The following is a 13,627-nucleotide window of genomic DNA, read 5'->3' on the forward strand; positions in this document are numbered from 1 at the left end:
AAAGGCCGCACCCCGATTGAATATCGGAATACGGCCTTAGCAAACATGAATTAATGTTAACGTCCAATTCTAGGGGTTAACTTCAGCAATCATCCTTTTTCTTTTAATTAGTTTTAAAAAATTGACCCTTATTTTCTTGATAATATTTTTGATAACGTCCCTTATAGTTATGAAACATATATTTCAAAAGCAGCCAGCGTTTAAAATTACGGTCCTGATCATAAAAGACCGTCGTACCATAGCGACCTTCGTGGATCAATTCTTCTGCCATGTGCTTAGCTTCATTGTCAACCGCATATTCCTTAAATACCTTGACAGGTAACCCCAGCCATAACACGTGCTTTGATTTTAATTTATTGCCATAAACTGCTTCTTTATCGTGCAGGCTATCATAAACGTAGTCATCCACATACCACTTGGCCAAGTTATAGCCGTTAAGGGTGACATAAAAGCTCGAACGCCCTTGGCGCAGGTTAATTTCAAAGAATTTATACTTTCCATCCCGCGTATCATATTTAATATCAAAGTTAGCCATACCAGTATAATTGATTTTTTCCAAAAATGACTCCACTTGTTCGTAAAGCTTTTCATCATATTCGGGTAAAATCGCCATATAATTGCCGATTGACTGAGGTGTTGGGTCTTCTAGCAAAGGGTGTCCCATACACATCATCTTGATATGATGATCCTTGTCAACATAAGCATTTAGCACCCGCATGTATGAATCATCACCGGGAATAAAGTCCTGCAGAATTAGGTCCTCTTGATAACCATTCTCATAAATTTTGCCGACAATATCGCGCAATTCAGTTTCATTATGAATGGTAAAAGCTTTTTTGCGACCTTCAAAATGTACGTCAAGCCAAGAAACTGGATCTTCCGGCTTAAGCTCTAACGGGTAACCAAAGGGTAATTCCAAATAGTTTTCCGCCTGATAGTCAGCCAGCGTCACAATCTTAGTTTTAGGGTAAGGCAGACCATATTTTTCGGCAATTTGGTAAAAGCTTTCTTTGGAAATTAACTTTTGTAACAGGTCATACTCAATATAAGGAACAATAAAAACTTTTTCCAGTTCACTTTTATGTTTAGCTAAAAGCTCTGAATAACCGTCACCACAAGAAATTAAGATTACTGGTTCCTGATGATCCTGATATATTTTCATTTGCTCGCGCATAACATCTATAAAGGTCGGATCTTCGCTAAAGCCTTGGTGTAATTCAACACTGACGATTTTGGAGTAACGAGTCGCTGCCAGTTGACTATCAGCCAGCGCTTTTACCTTAATGCCATAAGCCTCGTTAAACGATCGGGCCATGCCATACACGTTAATGTCACTACCAAGTAAAATTGGGGTAAACTCTTGTTTCATTGATAAATTATGCTCCTCATTAAACCAACTTGCCCTGCTCAATTAAGCTGGCAACTTCCGGTTGAACATGCTGGTATTTGGCAACTGTTTTTTCATAATCAACAAAGAACAATTTGTACCATACCAAAAATGTATAGATAGTCCATATTTGTCGACGATGCGAACCGTCACCTTTGTAGTTTTCATCTAGTAAGCGCAAGATTTTGTCCTGCTCGAAAATATCCTGCACAAAGTCTTCACTGAAAAGTTCACGTACTTGCTTATAAAAGCGTGGTTCCTGCAACCATTCTTTGATTGGGGTCGGGAAACCTAGTTTTGGTCGTTTAGCCCATTCATCAGGAAGGACCTTTTCCGAAGCTTTGCGCAAAGCATATTTAGTATCGTACTTATTAACCAGATAATCGGTTGGAATTGAATTAGCTCTTTCTGCGACCTTTTTATCTAAGTAAGGCACACGCAGTTCAAGCGAGTGTGCCATTGATATTTTGTCCGCTTTTTGCTCAATGTCATTAAGCATAAAGTGATGCAGGTCAATGTATTGCATTTGCCTAACATTATCAAGAGCTTTTACTTTTTTAAAGTCGCTTTGATAAATACCATTAACGGTTAATTTATTGCGATACGATGGTTTTAAAATTTTATTGGCGTCTTCTGAAGAAAAGATTGTGGGATAGTCCATATCATAAATAACCGATTGACCAACGTAAAACTCACTTGGTTCAGCCAAATTGGTATACAAATGAACTTTCCCCGGGAAATTCGGCATCTTTTTAATTTTATGTGCTAACTTAACCTTGGTCTTCTTCGGCAGCTTTTTGCATTGTGAAGTGAACACTTTAATAATGCTGTTATGCGTGTGCATCCCGTAATTAACATAACCGGCAAATAGTTCATCCGCACCTTCACCAGATAGAGCCACAGTAACATGCTTCCGAGCCATTTTACACAAATACCATAATGGAATTATTGACGGATTGGCATCCGGTTCATCCATGTGGTATTGCATTTCTGGAAAATCGTGCATTGCCTCATCAGCTTTTACCTTATCAGAAAAGAAATGCCAGCCCTTAATATCAGCTAAAGCTTTTGCCTTAGATGCTTCATCATAAGTGGCATCATCAAAAGAAATTGAAAAGACATCATCTGGATTTAAAATGCTCGTAATATAACTTGAATCTACGCCTTCTGACAAAAATGCGCCAACGGGAACATCAGCAATATGATGCAATTTAACTGATTCATGTAAATCTTCATCAATTTTGTTTACTGTTTCTTCAAAGCTTAAAGTATTAGCCTTGTATTCTGCATCCCAGTATTGGTGGATTTTCATTGCACCATCTTTATATTCAAACCAGTGACCAGCAGGAAAGCGGTAAATACCTTTGAAGAATGTTTCGTGCAAATCATTGTACTGGTTCATTAAATATGGCTTGACCGCTTCAATGTTTAAGCGGCGCTTAAAGCCGGGTAACGCCAAAAAGCTTTTAATTTCTGACCCAATAGTTAGATGACCATTTTCATCACTGTAGTAGAGCGGCTTAATGCCAAAGAAATCACGGGCACCATACAATGTCTGAGTATTATCATCCCAAATTGCAAAAGCAAACATGCCACGGACTCTCTTAAGCAGGCCATCCATGCCCCATTCTTCGTAGCCGTGTAAAAGGACTTCTGTATCGGACTTAGTGGTAAATGTGTGCCCAGCAGCAATTAATTCTTTTCTTAATGGCTCAAAGTTATATATTTCACCATTAAAAATAATTGCCCGCGTTTGATCTTCGTTATAAATCGGCTGACTGCCGCCACGTAAATCAATTATTGACAATCTTCTAAAACCCAGAGCGACCTTATCATTGGTGTAAAAACCGTCTGAATCAGGACCACGGTGCTTAATTGTTGCCATCATTTTACCAATGGCAGCTTGCTTATCATTTATTTCCGGATTATAAAATGCAACAATCCCGCACATTACTTATCTTCCCTTAATTTATTTTTTTGTATAGTTTTGCTTCTAATTTAACTTTTCCATTATATGCTAAAAACCGGGCAATTTCCAAATTGCCCGTCGCGATTTTACTAAATATAAAAGATTCTGCGTTTGCTGGCTGCACCATAACCAAAGGCCTGAATATAGTGCCGTTGTAAATCAATATTGACAATGTAACCCGCAAATTCAGTTTGATGGTCTATTTGCCGCTTCCAATTTTTATTATATTTGGTAGTCAAAGCATGATTTGGACCCATCAATGCTGAACAATTAAACAAAATATATTGAATACCATTAATACGATATTGATCTTCCCTGTGCCTATGACCGCAAAAGTAAGCGATAATCCGGGCATTTTTCACATTAGTAAAATCAAAGTCATTAGCTAAGCGAAATTCAGGAGGTATGCCGCGGCTGGAATGCATCTGGCCCTTTTCACCCTGATTAAATGCGACGAGTAATTCGTGCAAAGAACGACCATTATATTTTAAGGCGTTTGATCCCTTACGATTAATCGGATTAGCATGGCTCATAAAGACAATATGCTTATTCGAAGATTGCTCTAAAATCTCAATAATTTCTTCGATTTGATCTTCTCTTACTGCCAATGTGAGCTTAACGTCATATTTTTTTCTGCCTTGAGCGTCCAAGTAGTAAGGTATGTCTGAAGTGTTAACAGAAATAAACCGTAAATCATCAACATCATAATAGCAGACCCCATGCTGGCGGGTAATATAATGAATGCCATTTTGTTTATATAAAGCAGGCCACATAATTCCCTCAAATTCATTTTCGGGAAAAGACGCCCTTAAATCATGATGTTCATCAAACTTATCGTTTTCATCATGATTGCCTTTAATCAGCATATAAGGTACTTTGTCAGAAATAAATGAATCACGTAATTTAGTTAATTCACTTTCACCTAAAAAGCCAGCATCTGAACCATCAATCCAGTCACCCAAATGGATCTTTAGACTAAGAAGACCAGAATCATCAAGATAAGAAACTTCATTAACATGAGTCAGGCCGTTCCAACCATAGAAATCCATACTGTTACGGTCTTTATAATGGGTATCAGTAATGACGCTCACATTAACCGAATTTTTACCAGTACGAATATGACCTTTGACCCTTGCCACGAACCGCTCTAAATACTCCTCTACAACATAGCGGCGTCCATTTTTGCGGCTCACAAATGCGCGATAGCGCTGCAGCTCAGGACTAAAACGACGGACATATTCAGGCTCTAACTTATCAGTGCTTTCCAAACTAAGGGCTTGGTGTAAAATTTTATTTTCATCTTGATAGACGGTCAGAGTATAAGGTTGTTCATTAGGCGTACCTTGTTCTCCATCAACATGGTATTCTCCCACCGTTAAATACTCCTGCATCGGATCCAGCTGTTCGTCTTTTTTCTTGAACACAGCATGTAATTTAGCTCCGTTAATTTTATCTGCTAGTCCTTTAGCATACTTAAAAACACCCATTTTTTTGCCTCAACCAGAAACAAAAAGAGCTGAGCACACTGCTCAGCCCTTAACTATAAACTCTTTTCTAAAGCGTGTGCTGCCAAACCAATTGCTAAAAGAGCATCTTTAGACAATACTCCTTGTAATGTTTTGGGCGCTACTTCTTGAACTGCCCCAATTACCTTAAAGCCGTAAGAAACAACGTGAAAATCAACCACTGCATTATAAAACCCATCTTCATAAGGATTTTCATGATTATAAGTTAGATTAATTTCATTTTTATCAACGAAACCATCAACATGGTTGGTTAAAATCCGATCATGTAAATCGGTCAATTGTTCTGACAACTTGATTAAAGTTAATTTATGATCACTTTCAGTATCATAATACTGTTCTTGCGTCATTTTGAAGTATTCTTTAATCGGCTTATGCAAAACGTGCAAACTGTCAATTACACGATAAACTGCCTCGGCATCAAAATCCGTTTCTTTATTTAAAATACTCTCTTGATTTGCGGCCAAGTCATCGGCCAAAGTCACTATCTCTAACTTCTCCATGGTTTCCTCCTAAAGTTCATTATATATTATACCAAAAAAACTACTATTGCACTTCTTGAAGGAAAAGTTTCTCTATCTTTTCCAACTCCTGATACAATCAAGGTCAATTATTTTATTAATTCTAAGTAATATATTTTTTTAAAAAGAAAAAAATATTTTTTACGTATTTATCTTTAAGCGCTACGATAAGGCAAAGGAGAAAAAGATGAACAATATTACTCGCTGTCCGTGGAGTGATCATGACGACCCCTTAATTAAAGAGTATCACGATCATGAGTGGGGCAAACTTAATTTAGATGAACATTACTTGTATGAGATGCTGCTGCTAGAATCATTTCAGTCAGGCCTAAGTTGGTCGACCATTTTGCATAAACGGGCCCATTTTCGGACAGCTTTTAAAAACTTTGTGCCAGAAGAAGTTGCGCAAATGTCGGCAAGCGATATTGAACAATTAAAGCAGGATAAAGGGATTATCCGCAACAAGCGTAAAATCACCGCGGCAATTAATAATGCCCGCGCTCTTTTAATTATTGACGCACAGTACGGCAGTTTCGCCCATTATCTACAACAATTCATTAAGACGCCGATTATGCACCATCCACAAACAAGTTCAGAGGTGCCAACGACAAATAAAGTAGCACAAAAACTAGCTGGGCAAATGAAAAAAGACGGCTTTACGTTTGTGGGTCCAGTGATTATTTATTCTTTTTTAGAAGGAGTCGGCTTAATCAATGATCACTTAGAAAATTGCCCGTTTAAATATCACGGATAAAAAAAGATTGAATTAAATCAATCTTTTATCTTACTATTTAATTTGCCTGCAAGTTTTATAATGTCGAAATAGTTGTTTTGCCAAATATTGATTCCCAGTCAGAAGTAAAGTCTGAAATGGCATCTGTAATAAGGTGTGACTCCAGCCCTTCAGCAATAAAACTAGGAGCTACTGTAACAGCTTGCGCGCCGTTTGCAATTGCGCTGGTTATTTGACTGACAGTGTGAAAACTAGCAGCTAGAATTTTAGTATTTCGCTGTTCGTGATTAATTACTTGGTTAAGGTCGTTGATAACTTTATTTGCATCAATATTATTATTTTCCATTCTATTATAATAAGGTGCTAAATAATCGGCGCCAGCAGCTATTGCAAGAAAACCTTGAAGTTCCGTATAAATTGAAGTTGCAGTAATTCGCACATTTTCTTTTTTCAATATTTTAATTGCTGCCAAACCAGCTTGGTTAACCGGAATTTTAATATAAACATCTTTTCCTAACTTAGCTAAAACTGCATGGGCGTCAGCCACTATCCCTTCAGTAGTAGTGGCTACCACCTGAACGTGCAATGAACGTTTATCTCCAATTAGCTTTTTTATTTGTGCTAAATGGTTAAAGAAATCGACTTTGCCTTCTTTTTTAATTATTGAAGGATTGGTAGTAACCCCAGATAAAGGAATAATTTCTTGGTATTTTTTGATGTCATCAATATTTGCTGTATCTAATAAAAATTCCATTGTAGTTTTCTCCCCATAAACTAAAGTAAATTATATTATTTACCTACATTATACTTTAGTTTTTGTCCTACTTCTCCACCGGGGTGAATTTTTAAGAATTCTTTTTGGGAATAATGCTTGCTCCGTGCTATCATGACTGAAATAGCGTCAAATACGGAAATAACGGCTAAAGTACTGGAAGTAGCCATCATATGAAAATCATCTGCTTCCTGATCGACGATGACCTGTAAAATGCATTCTGAGTTCTGGGCTAAAAAGGAATCAGCTTTTTCAGTTACACCAATAATTTTAGCTTGCCGACTCTTACTAATCTCAAGCACTTTATTAATTTCTTCTGTTTGACCACCTTTAGATATTAAGATAACCACATCATTTTGACTGACTACTCCGCCACCACCATGTGGTGTATCAGCTGGCGAAAGGTAGAGTGCAGGCTGCTCAATCACGTTTAAAGTATGGGCAATTTTTTTAGCAGCCATTCCAGAAGTGCCACAACCAGAAATAATCACTTTTCCCTGACAATTTTTTATTAAGTCAAATACTTGTAAAACCTGATTATAGTCAATATTGGCAGCGACATATTTGAGAGTATTTCCTTCTTTAGTAATAATGTCTTTTAAATCTGCACTTTTAATCTGTTTTTCTACCATAATTATTGTTCCTTAACCCTTTTTGCAATTTCCTGGTATACTTGTTCAGCATTGACGCCGGTCAAAAGTGGCACGGCTGAGATTACCTTATCTTTGATGCCTGCCGGAACTACTGTAGTCGATAAAATAATATCGTAATCATCCAAACTGCTCATCTTTTCGCTAATGCTGGCATGTGAAATGCTGACATTGTTTCCCAGACCCTGTTTGTTCAAATATTCTTTAATGCGGTTGGCAACAACAGTTGATGTGGCTATTCCAGTGCCGCACATTACTAAAATCTTTTTCATTAGTTTAATTCTCCAATTTGTATTTAGCTTTCCTTAACAGCTTTTCTCTTATTAAGGAAATATAGCCCTATTAATGAAACAATTAAAATTGCGCCAGTTATGATCCACGGCAGATATTTTGCTCCCCAAACAAAGAGGAAGGTTGACCACAAACCACCTTCTATTAGTGAAGTGATACTGGTTGCGTGCCCAATATTAAAGCTGGCAGCTTCCGCCATCTTGGTAACTAATGGTGCCATCCATGAAGTGACGTATAAAATACTGGTCATATAAACCACGCCACCTACAACGGAGCGAACAATGTTGCCGCCAAATACTGGTACCATAAGACAAACGGCAAATGGGATAGTGGAAAAGTCGCCGAAAGGAATAGTTTTATTTCCTGGAAGAATCACAGCCAGTAAAAGAGTTAACGGAATCATCAAAAGTGAAACAGCTAGAACAGCTTGATCGCCTACGGCTAAAGCTGAGTCCATACCGATATAAAGTTCACGTCCCGGAAAGCGTTTCTTGATAAAGTCATTTGCGGCATCAGAAACAGGTGTCAAACCTTCCATTAAAACCGAAACCATCTTTGGTAACAACACCATAATGGCTGCTGTTTGCACTCCCAAATTTAAGACTTTACCTACATCATAACCAGCAAGAATGCCAACTACTAAGCCGATAATTAAACCCATAACGGACGTTTCACCTAAAATGCCAAATTTTTTCTGGATAGTTTCTGGATTAGCCTTTAATTTGTTAAAGCCGGGAATGCGGTCAAATACCCAATTTAATGGTAGTGCCACCAGATAACCCGGTGCAGAAGTTCCGTGCGGGAACGTGATATTTGGAAAGCCGTAGTATTTGTTCAAAACTGGTGCGCTTAAGTCACCTAAGAAGTACAACATTACTTGGTACGCTACCATTGAAAAAACTGCTAACGGAAAACTGTTAGACATACCATAGACTAGTCCACCAACAAAAGCAGCGTGCCAAAAGTTCCAAATGTCAATATTCAATGTTTTGGTTAAGCCAAACAAAAGTAAAAAGATGTCGATTGCAATGCCAATAGGGATTGCTGAAATACCCAAGATCGTACCATAAGAAATAGCCGATGCGGCGGGCCAACCAATATCAAGTGTCACTAATGATAAGCCAAAGCGTTTAACCATTACCTGAGCTGCTTTGCCCAAAGTATCTCCCAGCAAACCGGTTACTAAATTTAAGCCAATAAAGCCGATACCTACAGTTAAACCTGCTACAAATGATTTTTTAAATCCTGCACCCAAAATCATTGCAAAAATAGCAATAATAATAGGCAATATAACTGGAGCACCCCAGTTAACTATAGTTTGTAATGCCTGTAACATTTTTCTTTCTCCTTAAATTTCACTGCGGTCAATGTTATTCACCCAAAATGACTACGTTGCATTTACGTGATCTGGCGCGGTTTTGATCCCAGTCGACAAAATAAACATAGCCCACAGAACCAATTAGCAGCTCATTTTCTTTTAACGCAAATGTTTGGTTAGAACCAAAAAGCGAGCCTTTGATATGTGCATCCCCATTGAGAATCGTATTTTTTTCATTGGGATAATTTTTATCTTTTTGAGACAATTCTTCCAAAAAGCGCACATGCTCTGGACCGGGATAGCGGTAATTAGAGTTTTCACTCTTTTCTGGTGGAATTATTTTGTCCAAAATATTATTCAAATCTACCTGTAAAAATTCGTCGCCGTTAAAATCATGATCATGCACATACTCTTCAAATAAAACTGAGCATGTTGTATGTGGAGTTTGAACTAAGCAAATGCCATTGTTGATCGCACTATTTTTGACAATTTGCTTTAATTGCTCGGTGATATTCTGATAAGTGACCCTAGCGGCAGTTTTGATTTTGATTTCATCTTGATAAACTTTCATTTTATTCACCCCTTTGGAATTGCTTCATTGGTTCTAACATTTCACTTATTTTTTTCTCCCAATCAGCAGCACAAACAATCCCACTGGTGCCACCTGTACCATCAGCACCCAGTTGCAAAACCTTTTGCACGTCAGCACCTGTACTTACACCTGCTGCTTCTAAAACCATGATGTTTGAATTAATTGCCTTAATTGCCTGAACCGTGCTGGTGATGTATTCGTCATCACTTATTTGGTGAGTACCAATTAAGCTGGTGGGCTCACAGATCATCATATTCGGCTCAAGCTCAGCTATTGCTCGGCACTCCGCAACGCTATCAGTACAAACAATACTATATAAACCGAGTTCTTTAGCTCTTTTAATAGTGCGTGCTAAGACATTCACCGTCAGCGGATTTTCCGCATGATTTAAAACAACGGCTTTTACACCTGCTGCTTTAAGCCCTTCGGGAAGAACATGCCCCATTCCTCTGCCAGCAACTACTGGATCCATGTGTTGGGCTGTTAAAAGCAAGTGATTAGTGGCAGCTTTAATTGCGGGCAAATCTATAAGTGGTGCAGTAAAAAAGATGTCAATCTGATACTTTTGCGCTAAGTTATCAGCAATTTTGGCTAATTTAACCAATTCTTCACCGTATAAATAAACTTTAGGATTGACCATCAAGAACGGCTTTTGTACTAATTTCATTTCTGCTTTTTCCTCCTAAAAAGAATATTTGGCGGTGTCAAAGACGTCATAATAGTGCTCTGCTAGTGAACACACAGCTTTTTCTTGTGCCGCAAGAAGATCGAATAATGACGGATAATCATTTTCTTTTGCGACGTTTAATGCCGCATTAGCCAAATCAGTGAAGATATTAATCTTAGTAATGCCGCTTGCCGCTGCCTTCTTCAGGTTTGCGTCACCTGATGATGAGCCGCCATGACAAACAAGTGGCACTGCAACTGCGTCCCTTAATTCTTTTATTCTGGCAAAATTGAGTTTTGGCGTGCCTTGTTGATAAACACCGTGAGAAGTGCCGATAGAAACAGCCAAAGAATCAACGTTTGTCTCACTCACAAATTTAGTGGCTGCTGCAACTTCCGTATAAATAGTATTGTCGTCAGAAGCATTGGTACCCACGTGACCAATTTCAGCTTCCACTACCACACCTAAACTGTGACAATAATCAACTACATCTTTGGTAATCTGCACATTTTTACTAAATTCTTCATTTGAAGCATCAATCATCACCGAAGTAAAGCCATGTGCGGCGCCCCATTTGACCAGTTCGGGATCTGTACCGTGATCTAAATGCAAGACGACGGGCACATGTGCTCTTTCTGCATAAAATTTACCTAAAGAGAGTGCTTCATCAATATCTAAGCGTGATTCATGCTTTTCTGCCCAAGCCAAAATAATTGGCAATTTTTTATTCTCTGCTGCTGCCAATTCGGCCCTAATTGACAGTTCGTCCCAATAATTAAAGTGGGGAAAAGCGTAGCCGCCTTTTTTTGCTGAATTTAAAATTTCGTTTGCTGAAATTAACATTTTTTACTCCTCTATCTCTTTAATTTACAATTGCCAAAAATTCAGCCCTCGTGGTTGAATTCTGAATTTTCTTCATCGTCACCGTGTCGGTAAACATGGTCATTAGGCTCTTGAGCATATTGAGCTGCTTATCAGGGCTTTTTAGACACAAGATGAATATCATGGAAACATTCACATAACTGTCTATATCACCCATTTGCCTGAATTTGACCGGCTCCTTTAGTGAAATGAACCCAAGCTGCTCTTTTTCCACCTTATCAGGATCAGTATGCGGAATGGCCACGCCTAAACCTCCTTCAAGTGCCAGACCTGTAGGATATTTTTCTTCACGTTTTAAAATAGCAGGCAAAAATTCTGCATTGACAACATTTTTTCTTTGCAATTCATTTGCCAGAATAGTTAATGCTGCTTGTTTGTTCTCTATTTCTTGCTGCTGCAAAATTACTTGTTCACTAAACAATTTCTTATCTATATACAAATTAATTTCCTTTTTCTACTTTATTTGGTAAATTTCGTTCTTCTCAAGACCAAAATCATGCTCAACTTGTTCTGGTCGACAATTAAAGAATTTAAGCAAAAACTTAAACTCGGGACTTGTAAGTCTAGGGTTAACACACATCACCATGACCTTATTAATGGGATATATTTTTTTACTGTATAAAGATTCCCAATGGGCAATATTTAACAAAAACAGATACAGCCCGAAATCAGCAGTTATTTGTGTACTAATTACATGCAAGATGATGGTTTTATGACCAACATAGGTTTCCCCTAATTTTTCGCGCTCAATTATTTTGCGTTTGATATAACTTGAGCTTAAATACGGCGCTTTTTTTCTGATATAAATTTCAGCAAGTTGCAAAATATCTGTTGTTTGCGTAACTACCGCATAAAATTCAGCCGTAGATGGCATTTTTTATCTTCTCCTTGTCTTGTTTATTCAACATGGCACTGACCAAGACATATTTATTCGATATATATGAAGGCAGTTCTACAGTAGAAATAATGAGATCTGTTTTAGAGCCGTTGTTTAGCCGGTAAAGTTGTTCATCAAGCGAGGAAATCACTTTGTCGACAATAATATTGCTAAACTCTTTTTGAATTTTGAGCTTCAATAATTCAGAAGTTCCCACTCCGCTGGCGCAAACCACCCAAACATGATATTTTTTAGTAATTTCCTCGATATTTTTTTCAAAATATAAAGTAATAAACCCCACTTCATTTTTTGAAATTAAGGGTATTTTCATTTGCAGGCATAACTGCTTAGATTCTCGCTCAATCGCTGCAAACAAATCTTTATATTCAACTTGAATATCCGGTAAAAGTTCATTTTCTACTGAAATATTGTTTTTAATCCGGTTCATCATTGGCCCAATATGGCTGATCAGTTCCTTCTTTAATACCGGCTCATCGATTTGAGGTTTTATTTTCTGAGCCACACGTTGAATCAACTGGGAGGTAAAGGTTTCAACGCTTTTAGAGTAGAGGGATTTTTGATCCGGCTGACTTGACCTGCCAATAAAGCGGGAGGAAAGCAAATACTTAAACAAATAATTGATTTCAAACTTCGAAATCTTTTTGACAATGAATTTCTCTACATTTTCAATCACTATTTCCGCAATTCTGTATAAATCATGATTTTGTTTGATTTCATGTTCGGGAACAAAAATTTTATTACTGTAATTTTTGTCAATCTGCTTTCTTGCTCTCTGAATTAAAATATATAAATGTGAACAAATATTAATGTCATAGGGATAAGGAATCTTGGTCGCACTTAATTGTTCGATGATATTGATTTGTTCTTGAATGAAAGTTAAATCAATTTCACTAATCCCATCAATTGGCACCCTATTATTTTTTCCCTTATGCCAATGTAAAAGGGAATTGATTTTTTCACGAATATCATCTTCTTTGCCCAGCACCGCAACCTTCTTGCTTTTCTGAGTTAACGTTAAATTTGACTTACTGAGAATATTCTTGATTTTGAGCAAATCAGCGTTGATCGTTGACTCGCTGACATACTCATCTTTATACAAACTGTAAATTGCTATTGGTTGAGGTGAATTAAACAAGATTTTCAAAATTACTTTTTTCCTGCGAAGCTCGGGACTTTCCTTATCAGAAAAAGAAGCATCTTGCTGATATTTCTTAAGTGCCGTGTTTTTGCTTAAAGTGTAGCCCTTGCTTTTTTCGGAGTTGATAATTCTAACTTTTTTATTCCCGTTAACGCTGTTAACATGGCGATAAACAGTTTTAACAGATACGTCAAAAGCCGCAGCAATCTTGGCAGCACTCGTATATCCAGTTTGTTTTTCTAAAAAATTTAACAGCTCCTTATCATTCATCTTGTTTTTCAACCAG

General features: G+C 37.6%; 15 protein-coding genes. 1 reads left to right on the forward strand and 14 read right to left on the reverse strand.

Going from position 1 to position 13,627, the window contains the following annotated elements; genetic code table 11:
* Positions 1-103: 103 nt before the first annotated feature.
* The 4 genes from H3T47_RS07480 to H3T47_RS07495 form a co-directional block, all read right to left on the reverse strand.
* Entirely contained in the window at positions 104-1,369 is a 1,266-nt protein-coding gene (locus tag H3T47_RS07480; protein ID WP_199283056.1) for a carboxylate--amine ligase, read from the reverse strand.
* 19 nt (positions 1,370-1,388) lie between these two features.
* On the reverse strand, positions 1,389-3,338 hold the full coding sequence (asnB, locus tag H3T47_RS07485) for an asparagine synthase (glutamine-hydrolyzing) (protein ID WP_199283057.1): 1,950 nt from the start codon (positions 3,336-3,338) through the stop codon (positions 1,389-1,391).
* Between the two features lie 107 nt (positions 3,339-3,445).
* Entirely contained in the window at positions 3,446-4,843 is a 1,398-nt protein-coding gene (locus H3T47_RS07490) for a metallophosphoesterase (protein ID WP_199283058.1), read from the reverse strand.
* A 53-nt stretch (positions 4,844-4,896) separates the two neighbouring features.
* Positions 4,897-5,382, reverse strand: a complete 486-nt coding sequence (locus H3T47_RS07495; RefSeq protein ID WP_038524317.1) for a hypothetical protein — start codon at positions 5,380-5,382, stop codon at positions 4,897-4,899.
* Between the two features lie 205 nt (positions 5,383-5,587).
* On the opposite strand from H3T47_RS07495, the gene H3T47_RS07500 reads away from it, so the two are divergent.
* Positions 5,588-6,154, forward strand: coding sequence for a DNA-3-methyladenine glycosylase I (locus tag H3T47_RS07500; RefSeq protein WP_199283059.1), 567 nt, complete (start codon positions 5,588-5,590; stop codon positions 6,152-6,154).
* Between the two features lie 55 nt (positions 6,155-6,209).
* On the opposite strand, the gene H3T47_RS07505 is transcribed toward H3T47_RS07500, so the two are convergent.
* Genes H3T47_RS07505 through H3T47_RS07550 form a run of 10 tightly spaced genes read right to left on the reverse strand, consistent with a single transcriptional unit; the run spans position 6,210 to position 13,623 of the window.
* The gene (locus tag H3T47_RS07505; protein ID WP_199283060.1) at positions 6,210-6,887 is read right to left on the reverse strand and encodes a fructose-6-phosphate aldolase; all 678 of its coding nucleotides are present in this window, start codon (positions 6,885-6,887) and stop codon (positions 6,210-6,212) included.
* A gap of 35 nt (positions 6,888-6,922) precedes the next feature.
* Positions 6,923-7,537 carry an SIS domain-containing protein gene (locus tag H3T47_RS07510; RefSeq protein ID WP_199283061.1) on the reverse strand — a complete coding sequence of 205 codons (615 nt, stop codon included), beginning with the start codon at positions 7,535-7,537 and terminating at the stop codon, positions 6,923-6,925.
* A 2-nt stretch (positions 7,538-7,539) separates the two neighbouring features.
* Positions 7,540-7,827, reverse strand: coding sequence for a PTS sugar transporter subunit IIB (locus tag H3T47_RS07515; RefSeq protein WP_038524326.1), 288 nt, complete (start codon positions 7,825-7,827; stop codon positions 7,540-7,542).
* A gap of 23 nt (positions 7,828-7,850) precedes the next feature.
* Positions 7,851-9,182, reverse strand: coding sequence for a PTS galactitol transporter subunit IIC (locus H3T47_RS07520; RefSeq protein ID WP_109918824.1), 1,332 nt, complete (start codon positions 9,180-9,182; stop codon positions 7,851-7,853).
* Between the two features lie 34 nt (positions 9,183-9,216).
* Positions 9,217-9,735: a YjbQ family protein gene (locus H3T47_RS07525; RefSeq protein ID WP_046327680.1), complete on the reverse strand. Its 519-nt coding sequence runs from the start codon at positions 9,733-9,735 to the stop codon at positions 9,217-9,219.
* Between the two features lies 1 nt (position 9,736).
* Positions 9,737-10,423, reverse strand: coding sequence for a triose-phosphate isomerase (locus H3T47_RS07530; RefSeq protein ID WP_199283062.1), 687 nt, complete (start codon positions 10,421-10,423; stop codon positions 9,737-9,739).
* Positions 10,424-10,438: 15 nt separating this feature from the next.
* Entirely contained in the window at positions 10,439-11,266 is an 828-nt protein-coding gene (locus H3T47_RS07535) for a class II fructose-bisphosphate aldolase (protein WP_109918827.1), read from the reverse strand.
* A gap of 19 nt (positions 11,267-11,285) precedes the next feature.
* Positions 11,286-11,744 (reverse strand): PTS sugar transporter subunit IIA, encoded by a 459-nt coding sequence (locus H3T47_RS07540; protein WP_233335883.1) that lies wholly within the window; start codon positions 11,742-11,744, stop codon positions 11,286-11,288.
* A gap of 15 nt (positions 11,745-11,759) precedes the next feature.
* Positions 11,760-12,179: a PTS sugar transporter subunit IIA gene (locus H3T47_RS07545; RefSeq protein WP_199283063.1), complete on the reverse strand. Its 420-nt coding sequence runs from the start codon at positions 12,177-12,179 to the stop codon at positions 11,760-11,762.
* Positions 12,163-13,623 carry a PRD domain-containing protein gene (locus H3T47_RS07550; protein WP_199283064.1) on the reverse strand — a complete coding sequence of 487 codons (1,461 nt, stop codon included), beginning with the start codon at positions 13,621-13,623 and terminating at the stop codon, positions 12,163-12,165. Before H3T47_RS07550 ends, H3T47_RS07545 begins: the two co-directional genes overlap by 17 nt.
* Positions 13,624-13,627: the final 4 nt, after the last annotated feature.

The sequence above is a fragment of the Lactobacillus sp. W8093 genome, assembly GCF_016100925.1.
In the GTDB taxonomy this organism is placed as follows: domain Bacteria; phylum Bacillota; class Bacilli; order Lactobacillales; family Lactobacillaceae; genus Lactobacillus; species Lactobacillus helsingborgensis.